The sequence below is a fragment of the Pseudomonas sp. NFX15 genome (genome assembly GCF_049132105.1).
Classification (GTDB): Bacteria; Pseudomonadota; Gammaproteobacteria; order Pseudomonadales; family Pseudomonadaceae; genus Aquipseudomonas.
In genome coordinates, this window is the sequence record NZ_JAFMPV010000003.1 from 211418 (window position 1) to 238301 (window position 26884).

Genomic DNA, 26884 nt, shown 5'->3' on the forward strand with positions numbered 1-26884 from the left:
TTGCCGCAATCACTCGGTTTTTTTGCCACTGAGGCGTTCAAACGCGTGACTGCTGCGTGTGACGAAACCTGTATCGGCATGAATCACAAAAAATGCGCCGATATCGTGTTTTTCTGCGTAGTCCCAACCGCGCTCGGGACCGAGAATCAGCAACAGCGTCGACAGGCCATCGGCCATCAATGCTGAAGCATGAATCACCGTGACCGACGCCAGCGTGTGTGAGATCGGCGACCCGGTTCGCGCATCGACGGTGTGGGAAAAACGCTGGCCGCCCTGCACGAAATAATTTCGGTAGTCGCCGGACGTGGACAGGCCATAGCCGTCGACTGTAATCACCCGCTCGGCCACTTGCCTGTCATCCCGAGGCTCTTCCAGGGCAATGCGCCAGGGCGAACCGTCAGCCTTCCTGCCGGACGCCTTGAGTTCGCCCGTGGCTTCGGCGAGGTAATCGTGGATACCCATCGCCTCCAGCCTGGCGGCTATCGTGTCCACCGCATACCCGGCAGCGATGCTGTTGAAATCGACTTCGACGGCGGCATCCTTGCACAACTGGTCGCCCTCGATGCGCAAGTGCTGGTAGCCGACGCGCTTGCGCACTTCAGCGAGGGTTTCGGCGGATGGGACTTTTTCTTCGCGGGCCTGCGGGCCGAAGCCCCACAGGTTCATCAGCGGCTCCACTGTCAGGTCGTAGGAACCGTCGCTTTGCACGGAGAGTTGTTCGCCGACGCGGACCAATTCGAGAATCGACGTGGGCATTGTCTGACAGCGATTGGCCGGTAAAGCATTGAAACGTTCAATGTCCGAGTCGCTGCGATAGGTCGACATTTGCCGGTCGACGTCAGCGAGGATTTGCTCGACCTGGACGCGGATCTCGTCCGGTGCCGGCAGGCCGGCATGGCGCACATACTTGATCGAATAGGTGCTGCCCATGGTCGGGCCGCCGAAGGTTTCGAGGGTGTCCCCACTGCCGCAACCTGCGAGCGTGCCGAACAGTAAAAATGCCACCGCCTGCGCCCTGTTCAACAATTCCCCTGCTCCCCGTACATACCCTGACACCCTGCCAGAGCCAGCCATTATGCGATAGAAACTGTAGGAGCGAGACTGCTCGCGAAGAGGTCAGCACGTTCAACATGGGTGCCTACTGTCTGTCAGCTATCGCGAGCAAGCTCGCTCCTACAGGGTTTTCATTCGCTTGATGAACACAAGCCCTGCTTAGTAATGGCTATATCGTTTAAGCAGCCACCCAACCAATTGTTGCCTATCGATCCCCATACACATATTGTTACATCTCTGCTCGCCAAGGGAGCCTGCCCTTCAAGCGACAGCGAGGACGCGTCTACATCAAGGATTTTCAACAAGACAGCTAAAAGTGAGTGCGCTCAAATGTCCTCCAGTACGGGCAAAGGCAAAGCGATTTTTCGCGTTGTCAGCGGCAATTTTCTCGAGATGTTCGACTTCATGGTCTACGGCTTCTACGCCACGGCCATTGCCAAAACCTTCTTCCCTGCCGACAGCGCCTTCGCGTCGCTGATGTTGTCCCTGGCAACCTTTGGCGCAGGCTTCCTGATGCGCCCACTGGGTGCGATTTTCCTTGGCGCCTACATCGACCGCCATGGCCGTCGCAAAGGCTTGATCATCACCCTGGCGATGATGGCGGCCGGTACCGTATTGATTGCCTGCGTACCGGGTTACGCCACACTGGGCGTGGCTGCACCGCTGATCGTGCTGTTCGGGCGCCTGTTGCAAGGCTTCTCGGCGGGCGTGGAACTGGGCGGTGTGTCGGTGTACCTGGCGGAAATCTCCACGCCGGGCCGCAAGGGCTTCTTCGTCAGTTGGCAATCCGCCAGCCAGCAAGCGGCGGTGGTGTTTGCCGGTCTGCTGGGGGTTGGCTTGAATCACTGGCTGAGCCCGGAACAAATGGGTGACTGGGGCTGGCGCGTGCCGTTCCTGATCGGCTGCATGATCGTGCCGGTGATCTTCGTCATTCGTCGTTCGCTGGAAGAAACCCCGGAGTTCCAGGCGCGCAAACATCGCCCGACACTCAAGGATATCGTCCGCTCGATCAGCCAGAACTTCGGCATTGTCATCGCCGGCATGGCGCTGGTGGTGATGACCACGGTGTCGTTCTACCTGATCACCGCCTACACCCCGACCTTCGGCAAAGCCGAGTTGCACCTGTCGGACATGGACGCCTTGCTGGTGACCGTGTGCATCGGCCTGTCGAACTTCTTCTGGCTGCCGGTGATGGGCTCGGTTTCCGACAAGATCGGGCGCAAACCCCTGCTGATCGCCGCGACGACCCTGGCCATCCTCACCGCCTACCCTGCCCTGTCGTGGCTGGTGGCGAACCCGAGTTTCAGCCATTTGCTGATCGTCGAGCTGTGGTTGTCGTTCCTGTATGGCTCCTACAACGGTGCCATGGTGGTGGCGCTGACCGAGATCATGCCGGTAGAAGTTCGTACGACGGGCTTCTCGCTGGCCTACAGCCTCGCAACGGCGACCTTCGGCGGCTTTACCCCGGCAGCGTGCACTTATTTGATCCACGTACTGGATAACAAGGCTGCTCCAGGAATCTGGCTCAGTGGTGCAGCGGTGTTGGGCTTGATTGCGACGCTGGTGTTGTTCAGGGGCAACAAGCATGAACTGCGTACCGCGCAGGCGGCTGTAGCCCGCGGCGCCTGATAGATCGCCTTCGCTGGCAAGCCAGCTCCTACAGAAGATGCCCACCCCTGTAGGAGCCGGCTTGCCGGCGAAGAGGCCCGAACTGACAATACAATTACCCACCCACAAACAAAAACGCCCCGATCAATGATCGGGGCGTTTTCATTTACCGCTGTGGCTTAGCGCGGGAATGCTGGCGGGTTTACACCGGCCATGTCTTCCATCACGCGAACCACCTGGCAGCTGTAACCGAACTCGTTGTCGTACCAAACGTACAGGACAACGCGGTTGTCCTGGGTGATGGTCGCTTCAGCGTCCACAACGCCTGCGTGGCGCGAGCCAACGAAGTCGGTGGAAACCACTTCCTGGGAGCTCACGTAGTCGATCTGCTTGTGCAGGTCCGAGTGCATGGCCATCTGGCGCAGGTACTCGTTGATCTCTTCGCGAGTGGTGGCTTTTTCCAGGTTCAGGTTCAGGATGGCCATCGACACGTTCGGCGTTGGTACGCGAATCGCGTTGCCGGTCAGCTTGCCCTTGAGCACTGGCAGCGCCTTGGCGGCTGCGGTGGCGGCACCGGTCTCGGTGATTACCATGTTCAGCGGCGCGGCGCGGCCACGACGGCTGCCCTTGTGGAAGTTGTCGATCAGGTTCTGGTCGTTGGTGAACGAGTGAACGGTTTCGACGTGGCCGTTGACGATGCCGTACTTGTCATTGACAGCCTTGAGCACCGGCACGATGGCGTTGGTGGTGCAGGAGGCGGCCGAGATGATCTTGTCGTCAGGGGTGATGTCGCCGTGGTTGATGCCGTGAACGATGTTCTTCAGCGCGCCCTTGCCAGGTGCGGTGAGGATCACGCGGGCAGCGCCCGGGCAGGCCAGGTGCTGGCCCAGGCCGTCAGCGTCACGCCATACACCGGTGTTGTCGACGATCAGAGCGTTTTCGATGCCGTACTGGGTGTAGTCGACTTCGGCCGGGCTCTTGGCGTAGATCACCTGGATCAGGTTGCCGTTGGCGGTGATGGTGTTGTTGGCTTCATCAATGGTGATGGTGCCATCGAACGGACCATGGACCGAGTCACGACGCAGCAGGCTGGCGCGCTTGACCAGGTCATTCTCGGCGCCCTTGCGCACGACGATGGCGCGCAGGCGCAGGCCGTCGCCACCACCGGTTTTCTCGATCAGGATGCGCGCCAGCAGACGGCCGATACGACCAAAGCCGTAGAGGACAACGTCGGTGCCTTTGCGGGCGCAAGCGTTCTGCTGGCCGACTACGTCGACCAGTTCTGCACGGACGAACTGCTCGGCAGTGCGGCCATTGCCTTCGGCCTTGAATTTGGCCGCCAGCTTGCCCAGGTCTACCGAAGCGGCGCCGAGCTTGAGCTCGCTCATCGCTTTGAGCAGCGGGAATGTTTCGTGGACGGACAGTTCGGTGTCGTCGGACTGACGGTGACGAGCAAAGCGGTGCGCTTTGAGAATCGCAATGACTGAACGATTGATCAGGCTGCGGCCATAGATCGAGCTCACCACGTTGTTATTGCGGTAGAGCTGACCGATAAGCGGAATCATCGCTTCTGCGAGTGCTTCACGGTCGATCCATTCACCAAGACACTGGTCGGGCTTCTGAGTCACGGGAACCTTCCACATGTAGGGGCAGAAAAAAGGGGCTACATTATGCCGCCGAGTGACCGCCGTAGCAATGCGCGCCCGTCGTGCTTTACGTAACAATTCGTCGTTCAAAAAAATTACGCCCCGCGCCAGCCCAATAAAACCGGGGCTTGCAGCGCAGTCAATTTTTTGGAGGCCTTGTCACCTTGTCCGTAACCCTCCGTAACACGAGTTGTTTTTGCCACTACATATTCAATGATTTGCGGTAAAAAATAGCCGGATTTTGTGTTTACCACTACATTTCGCCAAACCGTGCTTTAGACGCAGTCAGCAACTGACAGGCGGCATCGTAGCCCGCTACAATTACCGACTTTGTCGCAACGCTTGGAGCTTAACCTTCCGTGCCCGTTCTGCGTCTACCGATTCTCCCTGCCGCGGCAGGTAAACAGCACTGGGGCAACCTGCCCGGAGCCGCCCTGAGCCTGGCCATCGCCGAGGCTGCCAGCGCTGCCAAGCGCTTTACCCTGCTGCTGACCGCCGACAGCCAAAGCGCCGAACGGCTGGAACAGGAGCTGAGTTTCTTCGCCCCTGATTTGCCCGTGCTGCATTTCCCCGATTGGGAAACCCTGCCGTACGACCTGTTCTCGCCGCACCAGGACATTATTTCCCAGCGCATCGCCAGCCTGTACCGGCTGCCGGAACTGAGCCATGGCGTGCTGGTGGTGCCGATCACCACGGCCCTGCATCGCCTGGCGCCGACCAAGTTCCTGCTCGGCAGCAGCCTGGTGCTGGATATCGGCCAGAAACTCGACGTCGAACAAATGCGCACCCGACTTGAAGCCACGGGCTATCGCTACGTCGATACGGTGTATGAACACGGCGAATTCACCGTGCGCGGTTCGTTGATCGACCTGTTCCCGATGGGCAGCAAGCTGCCGTATCGCATCGACCTGTTCGACGACGAAATCGAAACCCTGCGCACCTTCGACCCGGAAAACCAGCGTTCCATCGACAAGGTCGACTCGGTCAAGCTGTTGCCGGCCAAGGAATTCCCGCTACAGAAAGAAGCCGTCACGCGTTTCAAGGCGCGCTTCCGTGAGCGTTTTGACGTCGACTTCCGTCGCTGCCCGATCTTCCAGGACTTGAGCAGCGGGATTACGCCGGCCGGTATCGAGTACTACCTGCCACTGTTCTTCGAAGAAACCTCGACCCTGTTCGATTACCTGCCCCAGGATACGCAAGTGTTTTCCCTGCCGGGCATCGAGCAGGCGGCGGAAAACTTCTGGAACGACGTACGCAATCGCTATGAAGAACGCCGCGTCGACCCGTCCCGTCCTTTATTGCCACCCGCCGAGCTGTTCCTGCCGGTCGAGGATTGCTTCGCCCGCTTGAAGAGCTGGCCGCGCGTGGTTGCCAGCCAACAAGATGTGGAGCCTGGCGTGGGCCGAGACCGCTTTCCGGCTCAGGCGCTGCCAAATCTTGCCATCGAAGCCAAAGCCACCCAGCCGATGGCAGCGCTGGCAGACTTCCTCGATCAATTCCCCGGCCGCGTGTTGTTTACCGCCGAATCGGCAGGCCGCCGCGAAGTGTTGCTGGAGTTGCTGGAACGCCTGAAGCTGCGGCCGAAAACCGTCGACAGCTGGCCGGACTTTGTCGCCGGCAAGGAACGCCTGGCGATCACCATCGCCCCACTCGACGAAGGTTTGCTGCTCGACGACCCGGCCCTGGCCCTCGTCGCGGAAAGCCCGTTGTTCGGCCAGCGCGTGATGCAGCGTCGTCGCCGCGAAAAGCGCGCCGACGCCAACAACGATGCAGTCATCAAGAACCTCACCGAGTTGCGCGAAGGTGCGCCAGTGGTGCACATCGACCACGGCGTCGGCCGCTACCTGGGCCTGACGATCCTGGAGATCGACAGTCAGGCCGCTGAATTCCTGACACTGGAATACGCCGAGAACGCCAAGCTCTACGTGCCGGTGGCCAACCTGCACTTGATCGCGCGTTATACCGGCAGCGACGATGCCCTGGCCCCGCTGCACCGCCTCGGCTCCGAGACCTGGCAGAAAGCCAAGCGCAAGGCCGCCGAACAGGTGCGCGACGTCGCCGCTGAATTGCTCGACATCTATGCCCGCCGCGCCGCCCGTGAAGGTTATGCCTTCGCCGACCCGAAAGCCGACTACGCCACTTTCAGCGCCGGCTTCCCGTTCGAAGAAACCCCGGACCAGCAAACCACCATCGAAGCGGTGCGCGAAGACATGCTCGCGCCCAAGCCGATGGATCGCCTGGTGTGCGGGGACGTCGGTTTCGGCAAGACCGAAGTGGCGATGCGCGCCGCGTTCATCGCGGTGCATGGCGGTCGCCAGGTGGCGATCCTGGTGCCGACCACCCTGCTCGCCCAACAGCACTACAACAGTTTCCGCGACCGCTTCGCCGATTGGCCGGTGACCGTGGAAGTGATGAGCCGCTTCAAGTCGACCAAGGAAGTGAACGCCGCCGTCGCCGACCTGGCCGAAGGCAAGATCGACATCGTCATCGGCACGCACAAGTTGCTGCAGGACGACGTGAAGATCAAAAACCTTGGCCTGGTGATCATCGACGAAGAACACCGCTTCGGTGTCCGCCAGAAGGAACAGCTCAAGGCCCTGCGCAGCGAAGTCGACATCCTGACCCTGACCGCCACGCCGATTCCGCGCACACTGAACATGGCGGTGTCGGGCATGCGCGACCTGTCGATCATTGCCACGCCGCCGGCCCGCCGACTGTCAGTGCGCACCTTCGTCATGGAGCAGAACAAGAGCACGGTCAAAGAGGCCTTGCTGCGTGAGTTGCTGCGCGGTGGTCAGGTTTATTACCTGCACAACGACGTGAAGACCATCGAGAAGTGCGCTGCCGACCTCGCCGAACTGGTGCCGGAAGCACGGATCGGCATCGGCCACGGGCAGATGCGCGAACGCGAACTCGAACAGGTAATGAGCGACTTTTACCACAAGCGCTTCAACGTACTGATCGCCTCGACCATCATCGAGACCGGCATCGACGTGCCAAGCGCCAACACCATCATCATCGAGCGCGCCGACAAGTTCGGCCTGGCCCAGTTGCATCAGTTGCGCGGCCGGGTCGGACGCAGCCACCACCAGGCCTACGCATACCTGTTGACGCCGCCGCGCCAGCAAATCACCCCGGACGCGGAAAAGCGCCTGGAAGCGATAGCCAACACCCAGGACCTTGGTGCGGGCTTCGTGCTTGCCACCAACGACCTGGAAATCCGCGGTGCCGGCGAACTGCTCGGCGATGGCCAGAGCGGGCAGATCCAGGCAGTCGGCTTCACGCTGTACATGGAAATGCTCGAGCGCGCGGTGAAGTCGATCCGCAAGGGCGAGCAGCCGAACCTCGATCAACCACTGGGCGGCGGTCCTGAAGTCAATCTGCGGGTTCCCGCGTTGATTCCAGAGGACTACCTGCCGGATGTCCACGCGCGCCTGATTCTCTACAAACGCATTGCTTCGGCGACCGACGAGGAAGGCTTGAAGGACTTGCAGGTCGAGATGATCGATCGATTCGGCCTGTTGCCGGAACCGACCAAGAACCTGATGCGCATCACCGCGCTGAAATTGCAGGCCGAGTTGCTCGGCATCAAGAAAGTCGACGGTGGCCCGCAAGGCGGACGCGTCGAGTTCGCAGCGCAGACCCCGGTGGACCCGCTGACCCTGATCAAACTGATCCAGGGCCAGCCAAAACGCTACAAATTCGAGGGCGCCACGATATTCAAGTTCATGGTGCCGATGGAGCGCCCGGAAGAGCGCTTTAATACTGTAGAGGCGCTGTTCGAGCGTCTCGTTCCGAAAACTGCTTGAAGGACGCCGAATGCGCCTGTTTCGTTCACTGACCTTGTTGACCACGCTTGTAACCGCGTTGGTCGCCCCCACGGCCTTTGCCGATGACCTGTATCAGGTCGAAATGATTCTGGTCCGGCAAAACGCCGAGCCAGCGATTGTCAGCCGCGCCGCGCCGGAAGATTGGGCGGCGGGCGCGCAACCGGTCAGCCCCGACAGCCTGCGTACGCCAAGCCTGAACGGCGAAGTGGAAAAACTCACCGCCAGCGCCGACTACACGGTGCTGCTGCACAAAGCCTGGCAACAGACACTGGGCGAAGAATCGAGCAAAATCGCGATCAGCGACGGCAAGGAGCAATACGGCCAGTTCCCGATCGAGGGCACGCTGAACGTGAAACTGGGACGCTTCACCGACGTCGACGCCGATTTCTGGGTCAACCAGTTCGACGCCAATGGCACGGTAACCGCCAGCGAGCGCATGAAACAGGAAAGCCACACCAAGAACGGCCAATTGAATTTCCTCGACAACGGCCACCTCGGTCTGCTGATCAAGATCACTTCGCTGACCGCCCCAGCCCCTCGCCCAGCCCCCGAAGAAATTCCGGACTGATTGAGTCCTTATGTCCGCGACCCTGAGCAAACCCCTGGCACCTTCGTGGGTCAGCCGATTCAAGGAACAGAGCCTGGAACGCGGCCGTCGCTATGCGCTGGAGAATCGCGTCAGGATCGTGGAGGCCGGCGACGCCACCATCGTCGCCGCGTGCGAAGGCTCGGGCGGTAACGTCTACCGTCAGACCATTCGCCTGCGCGAGTCAGCCAAAGGCACATTGCTGATGGTCGACGCCACTTGCTCCTGCCCGGTCCATAGCAATTGCAAGCATTGCGCGGCGGTGCTTCTGCAAGTGCAGGAAACCCTCGACTACCCGGCGGCTGCCAAAGACGCCGAACTGCTGGAAAGACTCCAGGCCGTCCTGGAAAACCGCAGCCCGAAAGCCCCGCCGCAAGTGCTGGTGGACAACGTGCAACCGGTACCGCGCCTGTGGCTGGCGAGCATCGAGTTCAGTGCATTCGAACCGCGCAACGGTCGAATGCAGCGTTACATCCAGCATCGCGCGGCGCTGTCTTTCAGCTATCTGGACGAATACGTGTCCGGGCAGAAAAATGCCGACATCCTGATTCGCCAGGAAACCCAGACGCTGAGGATAAAACGCCACCCGGACGTGGAACAATCCTACCGGGAGCAGTTGCGCATCCTCGGCTTCAAAGTCGCCACCCGGCAAAGCAAGGCCCTGCCGGAAAGTGCCGGCGAACTGTTCGAGATGGTCAACGACAGCGCCTGGCTGACGTTTACCCTCAATGAGCTGCCAAAGCTGCGCACCCAGGGCTGGGAATTGCAGATTGACGAAGATTTCGGGTTCGACCTGACGGCGGTGGATGATTGGTACGCCACGGTCGAGCAGGCGCCGGAGCGCGACTGGTTCGACCTGGAGCTGGGGATCATCGTCAATGGCGAGCGTTTGAGCCTGCTGCCGATCCTGCTCAACCTGATGCGCTCGCACACCGAAATCCTCAACCCGGAACGCCTCGCCCGACGCCGCGACGACGAGCTGATCCTGGTGAACATTCCCCATCGTCCGAACTCCGAGCACGGCCCGCTGCAAGTCGCCCTGCCCTTCGGCCGCTTGAAACCGGTGCTGGCCACCCTCGGCGAGTTTTACCTGCAAGAGCCTGGTGAAACCACACTGCGCCTGAGCAAGGCCGACGCCACACGCCTGAACCCGCTGGAAGACATGCCGCTGCTCTGGGAGGGTGGCGAACAGATCCGCAGCTTTGCCCAGCGCCTGCGCGACATCAAGGACTACACCGCCGTCGCGCCGGAAGGCCTGAATGCGACGCTGCGCCCATATCAGCTGGAAGGTTTGAGCTGGATGCAGTCGCTGCGGCAGCTGGATGTGGGCGGTATTCTCGCGGACGACATGGGCCTGGGCAAAACCCTACAGACCCTGGCGCACATTCTGAGCGAGAAAAACGCCGGGCGCCTGGATCGGCCGTGCATGGTCGTGATGCCGACCAGCCTGATCCCCAACTGGCTCGACGAAGCGGCGCACTTTACGCCGCAGCTCAAAGTGCTGGCGCTCTACGGTGCCAGCCGCAAGAAATACTTCGACAAGCTGGCCGACTATGACCTGATCCTGACCACTTACGCCTTGCTGCCCAAGGATGTCGAACGCCTGTCGGCGCAGCCGCTGCACGTGTTGGTGCTGGACGAAGCGCAATACATCAAGAACCCGAACAGCAAGGCCGCCCAGGCTGCTCGCGAGCTGAACGCCCGGCAGCGCCTCTGCCTGAGCGGCACACCGCTGGAAAACCACCTTGGGGAACTGTGGTCGCTGTTTCACTTCCTGCTGCCCGGCTGGCTCGGGGACGTCAAAAGTTTCAATCGCGATTACCGCGTGCCGATAGAAAAGCGCACCAGTGAAGTCAGGCTTCAACATTTAAACGGTCGGATCAAACCCTTCCTGCTGCGCCGTACCAAAGAGCAGGTGGCCACCGAACTGCCGCCGAAAACCGAGATCATCCACTGGGTCGAGCTCAACGAGGCGCAGCGCGACGTGTACGAAACCATGCGCCTGGCCATGGACAAGAAAGTCCGCGACGAAATTACCCGCAAAGGCGTGGCCCGCAGCCAGATTATCATTCTGGAGGCGCTGCTCAAGCTGCGTCAGGTGTGCTGCGACTTGCGCCTGGTCAACGAGGCCACTCTGCCCACCCGTGGCAGCACGTCGGGCAAGCTCGACAGCCTGATGGAAATGCTCGAAGAACTGTTCGAGGAAGGGCGGCGGATCCTGCTGTTCTCGCAGTTCACGTCAATGCTGTCGCTGATCGAGGATGAGCTGAACAAACGCGGCGTGGCCTATGCCCTGTTGACCGGCCAGACCCGCGACCGCCGCACGCCGGTGAAGGACTTCCAGAGCGGCAAGCGTCAGATCTTTCTGATCAGCCTGAAGGCGGGTGGCGTTGGCTTGAACCTGACCGAAGCGGACACGGTGATTCATTACGATCCGTGGTGGAACCCGGCAACGGAGAACCAGGCGACGGACCGGGCGTATCGCATCGGCCAGGAGAAGCCGGTGTTCGTTTATAAGTTGATCGCGCGCGGCACGGTGGAAGAGAAGATTCAGCACCTGCAGAAAGAAAAATCCGACCTGGCGGCCGGTGTGCTGGATGGGCGCAAGGCCGGGGACTGGAAGCTGCAGAGCGATGATATCGAGGCGTTGTTTGCGCCGTTGCCGGCGAACCTCGAAAAACGCTGAGTTTGCGGTGTTTGCGCAGGCCTCTTCGCTGGCAAGCCAGCGCCTACAATGGGCGCGTCCGCAACCACCACTAAACCTGTAGGAGCTGGCTTGCCAGCGAAGAATTCAACTCGGCCTCAAGCAGGGCTCAGCCCTTGAGTACCCGAACCAACGTCGACTTCACCTTGCCCATGCCGTCATGCAGCGCCTGTTCGATCTCGGCCATGGTGATCACCGCCGTCGACTTGCCCGCCGCCGGGTTCACCACCAGCGCCAGGCAGGCGTAATCCAGCTCCAGTTCGCGGGCCAATGCCGCTTCCGGCATACCGGTCATACCGACGATATCGCAGCCGTCACGTTCCAGCCGGGCGATTTCAGCCACGGTCTCCAGTCGCGGACCCTGAGTACAGGCATACACGCCATGACTGCTGTAGCCCACACCTTCCGCTGCCAACGCCGCGATCAGTTGCTGACGCAGCGGTTCGCTGTAGGGGTAGCTGAAGTCGATATGGGTGACGTGTTCCAGGTCATCGGCAAAGTAGGTGTGTTCGCGACCGCTGGAGTAGTCGATCAACTGATGCGGCACGCAGAAATGCCCGGTGCCCATGGCGGCATGAATCCCGCCTACGGCGTTGACCGCCAGGATGGCTTCGGCACCGGCCTGCTTCAACGCCCAGAGATTGGCGCGGTAGTTGACCTGATGCGGCGGAAAACGATGCGGGTGACCGTGACGTGCGAGGAACAGCACTTCCTTGCCCGCGTACTCGCCGATCTGTACCTCGGCCGAAGGTGCGCCATAAGGCGTGTCCACTGCCAGTGACTGGCGAATGCTCAGGCCGTCGAGTTGAGTCAGGCCGGTGCCACCGATAATCGCGTAAACCGTCATAACGAACAGTCCTTAATCAATCAATTGAGCTTCTTTGAGCGCGCCGACAGCGACGAGCCAGCGCGGGTCTTGACGATATTCGGAGTTGGCGAACGACTGACCGCGCATGCGCGCGATCCGCTCCGAAGGCTTGACCTTCAGACGCTGGGCGGCGCTCAGGGCGAGTTCGGCGGCCGCACGGTCGTTGCACACCAGGCCCATGTCGCAGCCGGCGGTCAACGCCGCTTCGATTCGACTGGCAGCATCGCCGACCACATGAGCACCGGCCATGGACAGGTCGTCACTGAAAATCACCCCGTCGAACTGCAGCTCGCCGCGCAGGATGTCCTGCAACCAACGGCGGGAGAAACCGGCCGGCTGGTTATCGACCTGTGGATAGATAACATGGGCCGGCATGACGGCGGCCAGTTGCTTGCTCAGCTTGGCGAACGGCACCAGGTCGTTGGCGCGGATCTCGTCGAGACTGCGCTCATCGTTCGGGATCGCAACGTGGGAGTCTGCCTCAGCCCAACCGTGGCCAGGGAAATGCTTGCCGGTGGCGGCCATGCCGGCGCTGTTCATACCGCGAATAAATGCACCGGCCAACTGGGCGGCGCGCTCCGGGTTACCTTCGAACGAACGTGTACCCACCACGGCGCTGCGCTGGTAATCAAGGTCGAGCACCGGCGCGAAGCTCAGGTCCAAGCCGACGGCCAATACTTCGGTGGCCATGATCCAGCCGCACTGCTCGGCCAGGTAGTCGGCGTTCGGGTTGTCGGCAATGGCGCGCATGGCCGGCAAGCGTACGAAACCTTGGCGCAAGCGCTGTACACGACCGCCCTCTTGATCCACAGCCAACAGCAAATCAGGGCGAATGGCGCGAATCGCCGCACTCATTTCACGCACCTGGCGTGGATGCTCGATGTTGCGGGCAAAGATGATCAGGCCACCCACTTCGGGCTGGCGCAACAATTGGCGATCTTCAGCCGTCAGCCAGGTACCGGCGACGTCCACCATCAACGAGCCTTGCAAGCCAGCAGTCATAGAAATTCCTTGATTACAGAAAACCCGGCCCACACAAATTCGCTGCCTTGGGTCGCACCCGGCAGGTCGGCGATATCATTGGGAAACGGGTTCAGAACGAGAGTCGGCATGGGCGGCTAGCTTAACGGAAGTCAGCTATCGCGCCCACCCGTGCGTGGTTAAACCTTGGCGGCAACCGGTGTCGATTTGCTACGCGGACGCAACTGGGCCGTGGCCATGGCGGTGTCGGTGACGCCGGATTCGGCGCGCATGCCGGCAGCCAGGAACGGCACCATCAGGCGCATGACCTGCTCGATGGAGGTGTTCACGCCGAAATCGGTTTCAGCAATCGCCCGCAAGGCCTTGATACCGGACATGCTGAACGCCGCGGCACCGAGCATGAAGTGCACGCGCCAAAACAGCTCGATCGGTGGAACGCGCGGCGCCGCTTCGTTGACCAGCATCATGTAGCGCCGGAACACCTTGCCGTACATGTCTTCCAGGTAACGACGCAAGTGGCCCTGGCTCTGACTGAACGCCAGGCCCAGCAAACGCATGAAGATAGACAGGTCGTTGCCGCTGCGCGGCTGAACCACCAGGGCCTGCTCGACGAGGATTTCCAGCAATTCTTCGAGGGTCGGCTTGATTTCAGGCTTGGCCTGGCGCCGTTCCAGCTCTTTATCGAGGCTGACGCAAAATGGCCCGAGGAAGCGCGAGAATACCGCCTGGATCAACGCTTTCTTGGAGCCGAAGTGATAGTTCACCGCCGCCAGATTGACCCCGGCCTTGCTGGTGATCAGGCGCAACGAGGTTTCAGCGAAACCTTTTTCCGCGAACAACTGTTCGGCTGCATCAAGGATGCGTTCAACGGTTTCCGACTGGGCCATGGCTACTCCGCCTGACAAACACTTGTTTGAAACATACGTTTCAGCCTGTGCCTTGTCAAGCTTCGCAGTTCGTTTTGCGAATGGTCGGTCAGACATTTAACCACACTCCGGCAAAGCTTCAATCCACCGGGCGATTGACCGTCTGGCGGGCACTGAAAAATCGAGCATTGCCAAGACCGTCGCACTGTATATAATCCCAGTCACTGTATAAAAAAACAGAGCGATCAATATGCTAAAGCTGACGCCACGCCAAGCAGAGATTCTGGCCTTCATCAAACGCTGCCTAGAAGACAACGGCTACCCGCCGACCCGCGCGGAAATCGCTCAGGAACTGGGGTTCAAGTCGCCCAATGCGGCGGAAGAACACCTCAAGGCGCTGGCCCGCAAGGGCGCCATCGAGATGACGCCTGGCGCCTCTCGCGGCATTCGCATTCCCGGCTTCGAAGCCAAGGCCGACGACTCCACCCTGCCGATCATTGGCCGGGTTGCCGCCGGTGCCCCGATTCTTGCGCAGCAACACATCGAAGAGTCCTGCAACATCAACCCTGCGTTCTTCCATCCACGCGCCGACTATCTATTGCGCGTGCATGGCATGAGCATGAAGGACGTCGGCATTTTCGATGGTGACCTCCTGGCGGTCCATACCACCCGCGAAGCCCGCAACGGCCAGATCGTCGTGGCGCGCATCGGCGACGAAGTGACCGTCAAGCGCTTCAAGCGTGACGGCAGCAAGGTCTGGCTGATTGCCGAGAACCCCGAGTTCGCCCCTATTGAAGTGAACCTTCAAGATCAGGAGCTGGTGATCGAAGGCTTGAGCGTCGGCGTCATTCGCCGCTAAAGGAGGCACCATGCAGTTCCCACACACATCACCACAGCAAACCCAACTGCCATTGTTCGAAGCGTTCATGGCCCAGCCATTGGCGCCGATTCTGAAAGACGTAGTCGAGTCTCCTTGGAGCGCCGAACCTGACGTTTTCAGCGAGCTGTCACTGCGTGGTGGGAACTGCCTGAGCCTCCTGGCACCGATCCTCAGGGAACTGAGCCAGGACCAGGACGCGCGCTGGCTGACACTGATCGCGCCGCCCGCCAGCCTGACCCAAGCCTGGTTGCGAGATGCCGGTCTCAACCGCGAGCGCATTCTGCTGCTGCAACCGCGAGGCACCCAAAGCGCCCAGCAACTGACTTGCGAAGCCTTGCGTCTAGGGCGCAGCCACACCGTTGTCAGCTGGCTCAACCCATTGGGCAGCCAATCCCGGCAACAGTTGATCAGCGCCGCCCGGACCGGGGACGCTCAGAGCCTGAACATTCGTTTGGGCTAACTGACAGAAAGGCCGCGGGCTTCACCGCGCTAGGCTTCTCCAGGGCAGAGAAGCCGATGTGTAGCAACATCAAGAAAACGACGGACGGGTGTCAATGGAGAACCCGCGACCCCTCATCCTTGTCGAATTCGCCCTCAACCATGCGCCCCGCCATCTGAACACCGACGCTCAACATCGCCTTGGCGACTTCCACGTGTTGTCCTTGCAGGAATGCTTTGGCGTCCTCAGAGAAATCCAAAGTAACCAGAGAACCTTCGTCCTCGGCTCTACGCAGCTCGATTCGGCCGTCTGGTAACTCGACAATTTCTAGAAAGGACGTTGGCATGTAGGTCTGTTCTCCACGAAAGGCGGGGATTATATAGGCATCGTTCGGGCTTCGCTTGGGATCTTGACCAGCAGTCATGTCCCAACGACGCGTGTCAGCACTCGTTCAACCCTTCACGAAAACGAATCGCCAAACCTTTGAGGCTCTGGCGCCAGCTCTCCATTTCTTCCCGGCTCAGCTCCTGCGGCGCGTCTTCTTCATCCAGGTTTACCGCCAGAATCAATGGCTGGGTTACATCACCCTTTGGTTTGTGCGGTGCGCGCGGCGGCTGAAACAGCGCGGCATGCGCAGCCAACAGTTTGGCCAGCCAGGTTTCCGGGTTATTGGCCAGCTCGACCAGTTCGGCCATTTCCGGAATGGCGATGCTCTCCAGCACTTCGCGCGTCAGCAACAACTCGGCACGAGGCGCATTGGCCTGAGGCAGGCGATAGAAGCCAGCAATTTCGTGACACAGGCCCAACAGCGCGCCGTACAGGTGAAACAGTGCCGATTCGCGCCCGGCCTGGATCAGCGCCAGCGAATTCATCGCCCGCCCTTCTTCGGTGCGAGCCAGCGCTTCGAGCGACAGGCCGGCGAAGTAAATCTTCTGATTGGTGCGGGTATAGAGTTCGTGGGCCATGACGGCAGCCTCCACAACGAAATAATGGCTTCACACAGGTCGCACAGTGTCGTGGATGACCCGCGCAAACCGCAAGCCCTCTGTAGCCGTAGGAGCAAGCTTGCTCGCGAAGTACCTAAACGAAGACACGTACATCCTGGAAAAACGCGTCGCCTTTGAGTTTTTCGCGAGCAAGCTCACTACTACATAAAACAGCAAAAACAAAAAGGCCACATGAAAACCCGAAGGTTGTCATGCGGCCTTTTGTTGTGGCGAGGGAGCTTGCTCCCGCTGGCCGACGCAGTCAGCCCACTATCAGCCTGCGCGCTTAAGCCTTGGCTGCCGGGCGCTTGTCTTCAACGGTCCACTTGCCGCCGTCGTAGAACGCTTTCCAGCCAGTCGGCTTACCGTCGACTTCGGACTGCACGTACTGTTCCTTGGTCTTGCGGCTGTAGCGAATCACGGTCGGCAGACCGTCCGGATCTTTCTTCGGCGCTTCGCAGAGGAAGTGATACTTCGGATCGATTTCATCCTTGTGCGGGATGATCTCCATCACCAGCGGAGCTCGTGTCTCGCGATTCTTCGGGAACTGGCTGGCGGCCAGGAACAGTCCAGAAGCACCGTCGCGCAAGATGTAGGTGTCGTTGACCTTTTCGCATTTCAGCTCAGGCATCTTCACCGGATCCATCTTCGGTGGCGCCGCATCGCCGCTCTTGAGCAGTTTGCGAGTGTTCTTGCAGGTCGGGTTGGTGCAACCGAAGAACTTGCCGAAACGGCCAGTCTTGAGCTGCATCTCGCTGCCGCACTTGTCGCACTCCAGGCTCGGGCCTTCGTAGCCTTTGATGCGATAGGTGCCCTCTTCGATTTCGTAGCCATTGCAATCCGGGTTGTTACCGCAGATGTGCAACTTGCGCTTCTCATCGAGCAGGTAGGCGTCCATCGCCGTGCTGCAGATTGGGCAGCGGTGCTTGCCACGCAAGACCAGCGACTCCGACTCACCCTCGTCGTCCGCAGCGATTTCATCGCCTGGCACCAAGTTGACGGTGGCCTTGCAGCGTTCTTTCGGCGGCAGGCTATAGCCCGAGCAACCGAGGAACACGCCGGTCGACGCGGTACGAATCTGCATCGGGCGGCCGCAGGTGGTGCACGGAATATCCGTCATCACCGGCTGATTGGCACGCATGCCGTTTTCCGGGCTTTCGGCTACTTCGAGTTTCTTCTTGAAGTCGCCATAGAACTCGTCGAGCACATTTTTCCAGTCGCGTTCGCCCTGGGCCACGTCATCGAGATGCTCTTCCATGCCGGCAGTGAAGCCGTAGTCCATCAGGTTCGAGAAGCTCTCGGCCAGACGCTCAGTGACGATGTCGCCCATCTTTTCCGAATAGAAACGACGGTTGTGCAACGCCACGTAGCCGCGGTCCTGAATGGTCGAAATGATCGCCGCGTAGGTCGAAGGACGACCGATACCGCGTTTTTCCATTTCTTTTACCAGGCTCGCTTCCGAGTAACGCGCCGGCGGCTTGGTGAAGTGCTGGGTCGGATCAAGCTTGATCAGCTTCATCGCGTCACCCTGGGCCATGTCCGGCAATACATCGTCGTCGCCTGGCTTGGCGATCTGCGGCATGACGCGGGTGTAACCGTCGAACTTGAGGATACGCCCCTTGGCGCGCAGCTCGAAGTCGCCGGCACCCACGGTGACGGTGGTCGACAGGTATTGCGCCGGCAGCATCTGGCAGGCGAGGAACTGGCGCCAGATCAGCTCGTAGAGGCGTTCAGCGTCGCGCTCCATGCCCGACAGCTTGCTTGGCTCGGTATTGGCGTCGGACGGACGAATCGCTTCGTGAGCCTCTTGTGCGCCTTCCTTGCTGCTGTAGACATTGGGAGTTTCCGGCAGGTACTTCTTGCCGAACTCGCCCTCAATGTAGGTCCGCGCCATCGCCACGGCATCAACCGAAAGGTTGGTGGAGTCGGTACGCATGTAGGTGATGTAGCCGGCTTCGTACAAACGCTGGGCCATCATCATGGTTTTCTTCACACCGAAGCCCAGGCGGTTGCTCGCGGCCTGTTGCAGAGTGGAAGTGATGAACGGTGCCGACGGCTTGCTGCTGGTCGGTTTGTCTTCGCGCTTGACGATGCTGTAGCTGGAAGCCTTGAGCTTCTCCAGCGCCGCCATGGCCTGGGCTTCGTTGAGCGGTTTGAACGCTTCGCCCTTCTCGCGCGCCACGTCGAAACGCACGGTCGCGCCCTTGGCGGTGCCGAGGTCGGCGTGAACTTCCCAGTACTCTTCGGGGATGAACGCACGAATTTCGCGCTCGCGCTCTACCACCAGCTTCACCGCAACCGATTGCACGCGACCGGCAGACAGGCCACGAGCGATCTTGGCCCACAGCAGTGGCGAAACCATGTAGCCCACGACGCGGTCGAGGAAACGACGCGCCTGCTGGGCGTTGACGCGGTCGATGTCCAGCTCGCCTGGTTTGGAGAAGGCTTCCTGAATCGCCTTCTTGGTGATTTCATTGAACACCACGCGCTTGTAGCGGGTGTCGTCACCACCGATGGCTTCGCGCAGGTGCCAGGCAATGGCTTCCCCCTCGCGGTCCAAGTCGGTTGCGAGATAGATGGTGTCAGCATCTTTGGCGAGCCGGCGCAGCTCTTCGATGACTTTTTCCTTGCCCGGGAGGATCTCGTACTTGGCTTTCCAGCCATGATCCGGATCGACACCCATACGGGCGACCAGCTGCTTGCGCGCTTTTTCTTTCGGCGACAAGGCCGGCGCTTCGCCCGCAGCAGCCTTGCCACGCTTGGCGGCTGGCTCTTTGCTGGCGCTAGCCGAACCGCTGGTGGGCAGGTCTCGGATATGGCCGATACTCGACTTCACCACGTATTCGTTGCCCAAATACTTGTTGATGGTCTTGGCCTTAGCCGGGGATTCCACAATGACCAGCGATTTGCCCATGGATCAGAAAATTCCTGAATTCGAGAAGTGAAAGGCGATTGGCGCCTGACGCGGCACCGCTATATATAGTGGCAACAAGGTGAGGTCAAGCGCAGGGTTTTGCGCGAACTCGGCTTATCGCCCGGTAAAAAGGCTTTCTTCAGCCTGCACCAAAGCAAAGCGCGGCACCTGTTCGCCGTCAACCTCGACGGACTCCAGGAACATGCTCAAGGGACGCACCCAAAAGCCGTAATCGCCATACAGGGCTTGGTAGAAGACCACTTCTTCTTCGGTTTCCGAATGCCGCGCAACACTGAATACGCGGTACTGCGGACCTTTGTAATGTTGGTAGAGCCCAGGTTGTATCGGCATGCTTTGGCCCTCACTCAAATTTTTTCAAAATAAAAATAAAATAAATCCGGAAAAACAAAAACCGGGGCACTGGGCCCCGGCTTCCATCGACGAGACGCTTAAACGCGTTCGAAGACGGTGGAGATGCCTTGGCCGAGACCAATGCACATGGTGGCCACCCCGAAGGTGCCGCCATTTTGCTTCATCACATTGAGCAAAGTGCCGGAGATACGCGCACCGGAGCAACCGAACGGGTGGCCCAGGGCGATCGCGCCGCCGTGCAGGTTAACCTTCTCGTTCATCTTGTCGAGTACTTTCAGATCTTTCAGCACTGGCAGGGCCTGTGCGGCGAAAGCTTCGTTGAGCTCAAAGAAGTCGATGTCGGAGATGCCAAGGCCTGCGCGTTTCAGTGCTTTCTGTGTGGCCGGTACTGGACCATAGCCCATGATTGCCGGGTCCACACCTGCCACTGCCATCGAGCGGATCACGGCCAAAGGCTGGATGCCCAGGTCCTGCGCACGCTGCGCCGACATCACGATCATGCACGAGGCACCATCGGTGATCTGCGACGACGTACCCGCCGTCACGGTGCCCCCCTTTGGATTGAACGCCGGCTTGAGAGCCGCCAGGCTTTCCAGGGTGGTTTCCGGACGAATGGTTTCGTCGTAGTCGAAGGTTTTCAGGAAACCGTTCTCGTCGTAGCCCTGCATCGGGATGATTTCGTCTTTGAACTTGCCTTCCACGGTCGCCTTGTGGGCGAGTTGGTGGGAGCGCACGCCGAAAGCGTCCTGTTGCTCGCGAGTGATGCCGTGCATTTTGCCCAGCATTTCCGCGGTCAGGCCCATCATGCCCGAGGCTTTTGCCGCGTACAGCGACATGTGCGGGTTCGGATCGACACCGTGCATCATGCTCACGTGGCCCATGTGCTCGACGCCGCCGACGACGAACACGTCACCGTTGCCGGTCATGATCGCTTGCGCAGCGGTGTGCAGGGCGCTCATGGACGAGCCACACAGGCGGCTGACAGTCTGGCCGGCCGAGGTGTGCGGGATCTGGGTCATCAGCGACGCCATGCGCGCGATGTTCCAGCCCTGCTCCAGGGTCTGGTTGACACAGCCCCAGATCACGTCTTCGACTTCGTTCGGGTCAACCTTGACGTTGCGTTCCAGCAGTTTGCTGATCAGGTGCGCCGACATGTCTTCGGCGCGGGTGTTGCGGTGCATGCCGCCCTTGGAGCGGCCCATCGGAGTACGACCGAAGTCGACAATCACGACGTCTCTTGGATTCAAGCTCATAAAATTTCACTCTCGCTCAAGTGTTGGGACGCTTAACCGAAGAACCGTTGGCCAGTCTTGGCCATTTCACGCAGTTTTGCGGTCGGGTGGTACAGCGCGCCCAAATCAGCGTACTGGTCAGCCAGGGCAACGAACTCTGCAACACCGATCGAGTCGATGTAACGCAGCGCACCGCCACGGAATGGAGGGAAACCAATACCGTAGACCAGACCCATGTCGGCTTCGGCAGCGGTTTCGACGATGCCGTCTTCCAGGCAACGCACGGTTTCCAGGCACAGCGGGATCATCATCCAGTTGATGATGTCTTCGTCAGAGACTTCGCGCTGCTCGTAAACGATCGGCTTGAGCACTTCCAGCACCGAAGGATCGGCGACTTTCTTCTGCTTGCCTTTCTTGTCGGTCTCGTAGGCGTAGAAGCCCTTGCCGTTCTTCTGACCCAGGCGCTTGGCCTCGTACAGCACGTCAATGGCAGTACGACGGTCGTCTTTCATGCGATCCGGGAAGCCTTCGGCCATCACGTCACGACCGTGGTGGCCGGTGTCGATGCCGACCACGTCCATCAGGTACGCCGGGCCCATCGGCCAACCGAACTTCTCCATGATCTTGTCGATACGGACGAAGTCCACACCGGCGCTGACCAGCTTGGCGAAACCGCCGAAGTACGGGAACAGTACGCGGTTGACCAGGAAGCCCGGGCAATCGTTGACGACGATCGGGTTCTTGCCCATTTTCTTGGCGTAGGCAACGGTGGTGGCAATCGCCAGCTCGCTGGACTTCTCGCCACGGATGACTTCAACCAGCGGCATCATGTGCACCGGGTTGAAGAAGTGCATGCCGACGAAGTTTTCCGGACGCTTGAGGGCCTTGGCCAGCAGGCTGATGGAAATGGTCGAGGTGTTCGAGGCGAGGATGGTGTCCTCTTTGACCTTGTCTTCAACTTCGGCCAGAACGGCTTGCTTGACCTTAGGGTTCTCGACGACGGCTTCAACGACCAGGTCGACGTGACCGAAATCACCGTAGGACAGCGTAGGACGAATACCGTTGAGCACTTCGGCCATTTTCGCGGCGGTCATGCGGCCTTTATCAACGCGGCCAACCAGCAGTTTGGCGGCTTCGGCCAGACCTTGCTCGATACCGTGCTCGTTGATGTCCTTCATCAGGATCGGCGTGCCTTTGGAGGCCGACTGATAAGCGATACCGCCGCCCATGATGCCAGCGCCGAGTACGGCTGCCTGCTTCACGTCCTTGGCGATTTCGTCGTAGGCCTTGGTCTTTTTCTTCAGTTCCTGATCGTTCAGGAACAGACCGACCAGGCTCTGCGCGGCAGAGGTCTTGGCCAGTTTGACGAAACCTGCGGCTTCGATTTCCAGCGCCTTGTCACGACCGAAGTTCGCGGCTTTCTGGATGGTCTTGATCGCTTCAACCGGCGCTGGGTAGTTCGGACCCGCTTGACCGGCCACGAAACCTTTGGCGGTTTCGAAAGCCATCATTTGTTCAATGGCGTTCAGCTTGAGCTTTTCCAACTTCGGCTGACGCTTGGCCTTGTAGTCGAACTCGCCGGAGATGGCGCGCTTGATCATCTCAAGGGCAGCTTCCTGCAGCTTCTCGGGAGCAACGACTGCATCGACAGCGCCGACTTTCAGCGCGTCTTCAGGGCGGTTTTCCTTGCCGGCGGCGATCCACTCGATGGCGTTATCGGCACCGATCAGGCGTGGCAGACGAACAGTACCGCCGAAGCCCGGGTAGATGCCCAGCTTGACTTCCGGCAGACCGATCTTGGCCTTGGTGGACATGACGCGGTAGTCCGCCGCCAGGCACATTTCCAGGCCGCCACCCAACGCGATGCCATTGATGGCAGCGACGGTCGGGACGTTGAGGTCTTCGAAATCGCTGAAAATCTTGTTGGCTTCGAGGTTACCTGCAACAAGCTCCGCATCCGGCAGCTTGAAGTTGTCGACAAATTCGGTGATGTCGGCGCCGACGATGAACACGTCCTTGCCACTGCTGACGATCACGCCCTTGATCGAAGCATCTGCCTTGATGATGTCTACGGCCTGACGCAGTTCGTTCAGGGTTAGACGGTTGAACTTGTTGACGGACTCACCCTTGAGGTCGAACTTCAGTTCGACGATGCCACTTTCAAGAGCCTTAACCGTGATGGCTTTACCTTCGTAAATCATCAACTGATCTCCACGATATGGAAGCTGAACAGTACACGTCGGACGCAGGCGAAGGCTTTGCAGGGACGTTGATCGTCAATGCTACGCCTATCCACCCGGTACACCCGCCAACGCGATAGTCGGGATTCTGTAGGAGCGGTCTGAAATACAAACGCTCAATTCATACGCCCGTTTGATTTGGGTACGTCACCTTCACGGAATTTCCGACAATTGTCAATCGCCTGAAACACGGGTTGAAACGCGACTTTCCGGTCATATCCGTACAACGAAGACCTTCAACACGTTTGAGCATGCGAAGTCATTCATAGGATCAATTGTTAGAAAAGTCGCCCTAATTCGCTGCAGCCCGTGTTTAACAAGCTACGCTGGCGGAACCCAGGAAAAAAATGTGAGCGCAGGTGACGAATGCCAGCGCAAGATCAGCCCGAACCGATTTACCGGCCTGCCTGGCCAACCCGCCCGATGATGTTGTCGGGCTTTTTATTGCCTGCAAAAAGCTTTTCGTAGGAGCTGGCTTGCCAGCGAAGACGGTAGCTCGCTCAACATCTTCGTTGAATGTGAAAAGGTCTTCGCTGGCAAGCCAGCTCCTACAGGGGGAATCGGCTTAAGCGAGTGCCTTGAGGGTGGCATCGATCTGTTGCAACACCTCGGCCTCGCCCTTCTCGCCCCAGTACAAGGCGATCATTTGCTTGTCGGCCTCGACCTTGTAGACATTGCCTGGCAATTTTTCGAAATGGTCGAGCAGCGCCTGATCTTCACAGGTTTCCTGCCACTGATTGACCCAGACCCCCGGTGATTTTTGCCAGTAAATCCAGCACGCCGGCTGACTGCCACGTCGCGGGCGATGGTACTGGGCACAAGGGCTCGGCGGCTCTTCACTCAACCAATGCGGCCACTCCTGAGGCGCCAATTGCATGGCCAGGCCGATGCGCCGGGCCTCCATGCGCAGGGCGATGCGGCCACTCTGGGCACGCGAGGGGCGCAACCATGCCAGGGGGCTGAGCACCACCAGCAGGATTGACACCACTATCCAGACCGTCATATCTGTACTCCCGATTCTTGATGAGCCCATTGTGTCACTTTGGAACCAATGCGCTTGAAACCAGCCATACTTACCAATATTGCAATCCTCAGGAGGAGCACCTCATGCCCTACAACCATATTCTGGTCGCTGTAGATCTGACCGAAGAGTGCGACCCTGTGATTCACCGCGCTCGCGAGCTGTCCGTGAGCAACGGCGCCAAGTTGACGCTGGTGCACATCGTTGAACCGATGGCCATGGCCTTCGGTGGCGACGTGCCGATGGACCTGTCACAACTGCAACAACAGCAGTTCGATCAGGCCAAGGAACGCCTGGACCGCTTGATTCTCAAGTATCCGGAACTCTCCAAGGAATACAGCCACCTGACCTACGGCCAGCCCCGCCAGGAGATTCACCATCTGGCCAAGGAACAAACCTGCGACCTGATCGTGGTGGGCAGCCACGGCCGCCACGGCCTGGCGCTGTTGCTGGGCTCCACCGCCAACGACGTATTGCATGGCGCGCCTTGCGACGTGCTGGCGGTGCGCCTGCAAACCAAAGCCTGACGCCCCCCCTGTAGGAGCTGGCTTGCCAGCGAAAGCCATTCAACGTTCAGCGACGTTATTGAATGATCCAGCGTCTACAAAGGGAATGCGTCACATATGAAAAGCCCGGCGCTCATCACTGAGCGCCGGGCTTTTTATTGCAGGATCAATCAAGCATCCAGTTCAGCCCAGCGCTCGACCATCACCTCGAGTTCTGCCTGCAACTGCGCCAACTGAGCGATCACCGACGCGGTTTCCGCCGCCGGGCGCAAGTAGAACCCGGCATCGGCCATTTGCGCCTCCACGGCAGCAATCTGCTGCTCCATGGCTTCGATCTGGCCTGGCAACGCTTCCAGCTCACGCTGCAACTTGTAGCTGAGCTTCTTCTTCGCCACCGGCGCTTCTGCCGCCGCCGCCACTGGTGCAGGCTCAGCCTTCACCACCGCGGAGTTCAGGTCGGCCTTGCCGGACTTGCTCTCGGTCACGCCCAGCAGGCGCGGCGAGCCGCCCTGACGCAGCCAGTCCTGGTAACCACCGACGTATTCGCGGACCTTGCCTTCACCTTCGAAGACCAGGGTGCTGGTGACCACGTTGTCGAGGAATGCCCGGTCGTGGCTGACCATCAGCACGGTGCCGTTGAAGGTCAGCAAGACCTCTTCGAGCAGTTCGAGGGTTTCAACGTCGAGGTCGTTGGTCGGTTCGTCGAGTACTAGCAGGTTCGCCGGTTTGCTGAACAGCTTGGCGAGCAACAAACGGGCACGCTCACCACCGGACAGCGCCTTGACCGGCGTGCGGGCACGCTGTGGGCTGAACAGGAAGTCGCCGAGGTAGCTGAGCACGTGGCGGCTCTGGCCGTCGATATCGATGAAGTCACGACCTTCGGCGACGTTGTCGATCACGGTCTTTTCCAGGTCCAGTTGATGGCGCAACTGGTCGAAGTAGGCGACATCGATCCGGGTGCCCTCTTCCACTTTGCCGCTGGTCGGTTGCAGGCCGTTGAGCATCAGCTTCAGCAACGTGGTCTTGCCGGTGCCGTTGGCGCCGAGCAGACCGATACGGTCGCCGCGTTGCAGCACCATCGAGAAATCCTTGATCAGGAACGGGCCGCCCGGGTGAGCGAAACTCACGTCCTCGAGCACCATCACCTGCTTGCCGGACTTGTCGGCGGTATCGAGCTGGATGTTGGCCTTGCCGGTACGCTCACGACGCTCGCTGCGCTCGACGCGCAAGGCTTTCAAGGCGCGTACGCGGCCTTCGTTACGGGTACGACGAGCCTTGATGCCTTGACGAATCCAAACTTCTTCCTGGGCCAGGCGCTTGTCGAACAGCGCATTGGCAGTGGCTTCGGCAGCCAGTTCCGCTTCCTTGTGCACGAGGAAACTGGCGTAGTCGCCGTTCCAGTCGATCAGGCCGCCGCGATCCAGTTCGAGGATGCGGGTGGCCAGGTTTTGCAGGAAAGAACGGTCGTGCGTGATGAACAACACGGCGCCCTGGAAATCTTTCAGGGCTTCTTCGAGCCAGGCGATGGCACCGATGTCCAGGTGGTTGGTCGGTTCGTCGAGCAGCAGCAGGTCGGGTTCGGACACCAGGGCCTGGGCCAGCAGGACGCGACGACGCCAGCCACCGGACAACTCGGCAAGGGTCTTGTCGGCCGGCAATTGCAGGCGGCTCAGGGTGCTGTCGACCAGGGTCTGCAAGCGCCAGCCGTCGCGGGCTTCGAGGTCGTGCTGGACGTGCATCAGCTTGTCCAGGTCGGCATCGGTGACGATGTTCTGGCTCAGGTGATGATATTCGGCGAGCAAGGCGCCAACGCCATCGAGGCCTTCGGCCACCACGTCGAACACGGTCCGCTCGTCGGCCACCGGCAATTCTTGCGGCAATTCGCCGATCTTGAGGCCGGGCGCACGCCAAACGGAGCCGTCATCGGGCTTCTGGTCGCCCTTGACGAGCTTCATCATGCTGGACTTGCCAGTGCCGTTGCGGCCGATGATGCACACCCGCTCACCACGGGCGATCTGCCAGGACACCTTGTCCAACAACGGCATAGCGCCGAAAGCAAGGGACACATCGCTGAATTTGAGCAGGGTCATGAGCTTCTCCAAAAACCGGGCGCGCATTCTACCTGACTTGAGGCTCCAGAAGGCCGGCAATT

The 26884-nt window shown here is 59.9% G+C and carries 20 protein-coding genes; 7 read left to right on the forward strand and 13 right to left on the reverse strand.

Annotated features, from left to right (window positions below):
* Positions 1–9: 9 nt before the first annotated feature.
* Complete coding sequence (locus tag J1D76_RS04825) at positions 10–993, reverse strand: FAD:protein FMN transferase (protein ID WP_421137363.1); 984 nt, start codon at positions 991–993, stop codon at positions 10–12.
* A gap of 390 nt (positions 994–1383) precedes the next feature.
* Between J1D76_RS04825 and J1D76_RS04830 the strand changes: the two genes are divergently transcribed.
* Positions 1384–2682, forward strand: coding sequence for an MFS transporter (locus tag J1D76_RS04830; RefSeq protein ID WP_421137271.1), 1299 nt, complete (start codon positions 1384–1386; stop codon positions 2680–2682).
* A gap of 158 nt (positions 2683–2840) precedes the next feature.
* On the opposite strand, the gene J1D76_RS04835 is transcribed toward J1D76_RS04830, so the two are convergent.
* Positions 2841–4304, reverse strand: coding sequence for a glyceraldehyde-3-phosphate dehydrogenase (locus J1D76_RS04835; RefSeq protein ID WP_421137272.1), 1464 nt, complete (start codon positions 4302–4304; stop codon positions 2841–2843).
* Positions 4305–4666: 362 nt separating this feature from the next.
* Here J1D76_RS04835 and mfd point away from each other — a divergent pair, with 362 nt between their 5' ends.
* The 3 genes from mfd to J1D76_RS04850 are packed head-to-tail and all read left to right on the forward strand — an operon-like array spanning position 4667 to position 11409.
* Positions 4667–8116, forward strand: coding sequence for a transcription-repair coupling factor (gene mfd, locus J1D76_RS04840; protein WP_421137273.1), 3450 nt, complete (start codon positions 4667–4669; stop codon positions 8114–8116).
* 10 nt (positions 8117–8126) lie between these two features.
* A complete protein-coding gene (locus J1D76_RS04845) occupies positions 8127–8705 on the forward strand; it encodes a CsiV family protein (RefSeq protein ID WP_421137274.1) in 579 nt (192 codons plus the stop codon).
* Between the two features lie 10 nt (positions 8706–8715).
* Positions 8716–11409 carry an SNF2-related protein gene (locus tag J1D76_RS04850; protein ID WP_421137275.1) on the forward strand — a complete coding sequence of 898 codons (2694 nt, stop codon included), beginning with the start codon at positions 8716–8718 and terminating at the stop codon, positions 11407–11409.
* A 127-nt stretch (positions 11410–11536) separates the two neighbouring features.
* On the opposite strand, the gene J1D76_RS04855 is transcribed toward J1D76_RS04850, so the two are convergent.
* The 3 genes from J1D76_RS04855 to J1D76_RS04865 all read right to left on the reverse strand — a co-directional run bounded on the left by J1D76_RS04855 (position 11537) and on the right by J1D76_RS04865 (position 14163).
* Positions 11537–12274, reverse strand: coding sequence for an S-methyl-5'-thioinosine phosphorylase (locus tag J1D76_RS04855; RefSeq protein ID WP_421137276.1), 738 nt, complete (start codon positions 12272–12274; stop codon positions 11537–11539).
* 12 nt (positions 12275–12286) lie between these two features.
* Entirely contained in the window at positions 12287–13297 is a 1011-nt protein-coding gene (nagZ, locus tag J1D76_RS04860; protein WP_421137277.1) for a beta-N-acetylhexosaminidase, read from the reverse strand.
* A 158-nt stretch (positions 13298–13455) separates the two neighbouring features.
* Positions 13456–14163: a TetR/AcrR family transcriptional regulator gene (locus J1D76_RS04865; RefSeq protein ID WP_421137278.1), complete on the reverse strand. Its 708-nt coding sequence runs from the start codon at positions 14161–14163 to the stop codon at positions 13456–13458.
* 229 nt (positions 14164–14392) lie between these two features.
* Between J1D76_RS04865 and lexA the strand changes: the two genes are divergently transcribed.
* Together lexA and sulA are read left to right on the forward strand one after the other, a co-directional pair.
* A complete protein-coding gene (gene lexA, locus J1D76_RS04870; protein ID WP_007974043.1) occupies positions 14393–15001 on the forward strand; it encodes a transcriptional repressor LexA in 609 nt (202 codons plus the stop codon).
* 10 nt (positions 15002–15011) lie between these two features.
* On the forward strand, positions 15012–15482 hold the full coding sequence (gene sulA, locus J1D76_RS04875) for an SOS-induced cell division inhibitor SulA (protein ID WP_421137279.1): 471 nt from the start codon (positions 15012–15014) through the stop codon (positions 15480–15482).
* Between the two features lie 91 nt (positions 15483–15573).
* On the opposite strand, the gene J1D76_RS04880 is transcribed toward sulA, so the two are convergent.
* The 7 genes from J1D76_RS04880 to J1D76_RS04910 form a co-directional block, all read right to left on the reverse strand.
* Positions 15574–15807: a hypothetical protein gene (locus J1D76_RS04880; RefSeq protein ID WP_108219236.1), complete on the reverse strand. Its 234-nt coding sequence runs from the start codon at positions 15805–15807 to the stop codon at positions 15574–15576.
* Between the two features lie 94 nt (positions 15808–15901).
* Positions 15902–16426, reverse strand: a complete 525-nt coding sequence (locus tag J1D76_RS04885; RefSeq protein WP_421137280.1) for a DUF6586 family protein — start codon at positions 16424–16426, stop codon at positions 15902–15904.
* 307 nt (positions 16427–16733) lie between these two features.
* A complete protein-coding gene (gene topA, locus J1D76_RS04890; RefSeq protein ID WP_421137281.1) occupies positions 16734–19361 on the reverse strand; it encodes a type I DNA topoisomerase in 2628 nt (875 codons plus the stop codon).
* A gap of 114 nt (positions 19362–19475) precedes the next feature.
* On the reverse strand, positions 19476–19712 hold the full coding sequence (locus J1D76_RS04895) for a DUF1653 domain-containing protein (RefSeq protein ID WP_421137282.1): 237 nt from the start codon (positions 19710–19712) through the stop codon (positions 19476–19478).
* A 98-nt stretch (positions 19713–19810) separates the two neighbouring features.
* Positions 19811–20986, reverse strand: coding sequence for an acetyl-CoA C-acyltransferase FadA (gene fadA, locus J1D76_RS04900; protein WP_008023006.1), 1176 nt, complete (start codon positions 20984–20986; stop codon positions 19811–19813).
* 32 nt (positions 20987–21018) lie between these two features.
* Positions 21019–23166, reverse strand: coding sequence for a fatty acid oxidation complex subunit alpha FadB (gene fadB, locus J1D76_RS04905; protein WP_421137283.1), 2148 nt, complete (start codon positions 23164–23166; stop codon positions 21019–21021).
* Positions 23167–23770: 604 nt separating this feature from the next.
* Entirely contained in the window at positions 23771–24208 is a 438-nt protein-coding gene (locus tag J1D76_RS04910) for a hypothetical protein (protein WP_421137284.1), read from the reverse strand.
* A gap of 104 nt (positions 24209–24312) precedes the next feature.
* Here J1D76_RS04910 and J1D76_RS04915 point away from each other — a divergent pair, with 104 nt between their 5' ends.
* Positions 24313–24753, forward strand: a complete 441-nt coding sequence (locus J1D76_RS04915; RefSeq protein WP_421137285.1) for a universal stress protein — start codon at positions 24313–24315, stop codon at positions 24751–24753.
* 149 nt (positions 24754–24902) lie between these two features.
* On the opposite strand, the gene J1D76_RS04920 is transcribed toward J1D76_RS04915, so the two are convergent.
* Positions 24903–26822 carry an ATP-binding cassette domain-containing protein gene (locus J1D76_RS04920; protein ID WP_421137286.1) on the reverse strand — a complete coding sequence of 640 codons (1920 nt, stop codon included), beginning with the start codon at positions 26820–26822 and terminating at the stop codon, positions 24903–24905.
* Positions 26823–26884 lie beyond the last annotated feature (62 nt).

What these genes read in the sequence shown, in the direction of transcription:
- J1D76_RS04830 (WP_421137271.1), top strand. Translation starts at nt 1,384, where the DNA reads ATGTCCTCCAGTACGGGCAAAGGCAAAGCGATTTTTCGCGTTGTCAGC.
- J1D76_RS04835 (WP_421137272.1), bottom strand. Translation starts at nt 4,304, where the DNA reads ATGTGGAAGGTTCCCGTGACTCAGAAGCCCGACCAGTGTCTTGGTGAA.
- J1D76_RS04845 (WP_421137274.1), top strand. Translation starts at nt 8,127, where the DNA reads ATGCGCCTGTTTCGTTCACTGACCTTGTTGACCACGCTTGTAACCGCG.
- J1D76_RS04850 (WP_421137275.1), top strand. Translation starts at nt 8,716, where the DNA reads ATGTCCGCGACCCTGAGCAAACCCCTGGCACCTTCGTGGGTCAGCCGA.
- J1D76_RS04855 (WP_421137276.1), bottom strand. Translation starts at nt 12,274, where the DNA reads ATGACGGTTTACGCGATTATCGGTGGCACCGGCCTGACTCAACTCGAC.
- nagZ (WP_421137277.1), bottom strand. Translation starts at nt 13,297, where the DNA reads ATGACTGCTGGCTTGCAAGGCTCGTTGATGGTGGACGTCGCCGGTACC.
- J1D76_RS04865 (WP_421137278.1), bottom strand. Translation starts at nt 14,163, where the DNA reads ATGGCCCAGTCGGAAACCGTTGAACGCATCCTTGATGCAGCCGAACAG.
- lexA (WP_007974043.1), top strand. Translation starts at nt 14,393, where the DNA reads ATGCTAAAGCTGACGCCACGCCAAGCAGAGATTCTGGCCTTCATCAAA.
- sulA (WP_421137279.1), top strand. Translation starts at nt 15,012, where the DNA reads ATGCAGTTCCCACACACATCACCACAGCAAACCCAACTGCCATTGTTC.
- J1D76_RS04880 (WP_108219236.1), bottom strand. Translation starts at nt 15,807, where the DNA reads ATGCCAACGTCCTTTCTAGAAATTGTCGAGTTACCAGACGGCCGAATC.
- J1D76_RS04885 (WP_421137280.1), bottom strand. Translation starts at nt 16,426, where the DNA reads ATGGCCCACGAACTCTATACCCGCACCAATCAGAAGATTTACTTCGCC.
- topA (WP_421137281.1), bottom strand. Translation starts at nt 19,361, where the DNA reads ATGGGCAAATCGCTGGTCATTGTGGAATCCCCGGCTAAGGCCAAGACC.
- J1D76_RS04895 (WP_421137282.1), bottom strand. Translation starts at nt 19,712, where the DNA reads ATGCCGATACAACCTGGGCTCTACCAACATTACAAAGGTCCGCAGTAC.
- fadA (WP_008023006.1), bottom strand. Translation starts at nt 20,986, where the DNA reads ATGAGCTTGAATCCAAGAGACGTCGTGATTGTCGACTTCGGTCGTACT.
- fadB (WP_421137283.1), bottom strand. Translation starts at nt 23,166, where the DNA reads ATGATTTACGAAGGTAAAGCCATCACGGTTAAGGCTCTTGAAAGTGGC.
- J1D76_RS04910 (WP_421137284.1), bottom strand. Translation starts at nt 24,208, where the DNA reads ATGACGGTCTGGATAGTGGTGTCAATCCTGCTGGTGGTGCTCAGCCCC.
- J1D76_RS04915 (WP_421137285.1), top strand. Translation starts at nt 24,313, where the DNA reads ATGCCCTACAACCATATTCTGGTCGCTGTAGATCTGACCGAAGAGTGC.
- J1D76_RS04920 (WP_421137286.1), bottom strand. Translation starts at nt 26,822, where the DNA reads ATGACCCTGCTCAAATTCAGCGATGTGTCCCTTGCTTTCGGCGCTATG.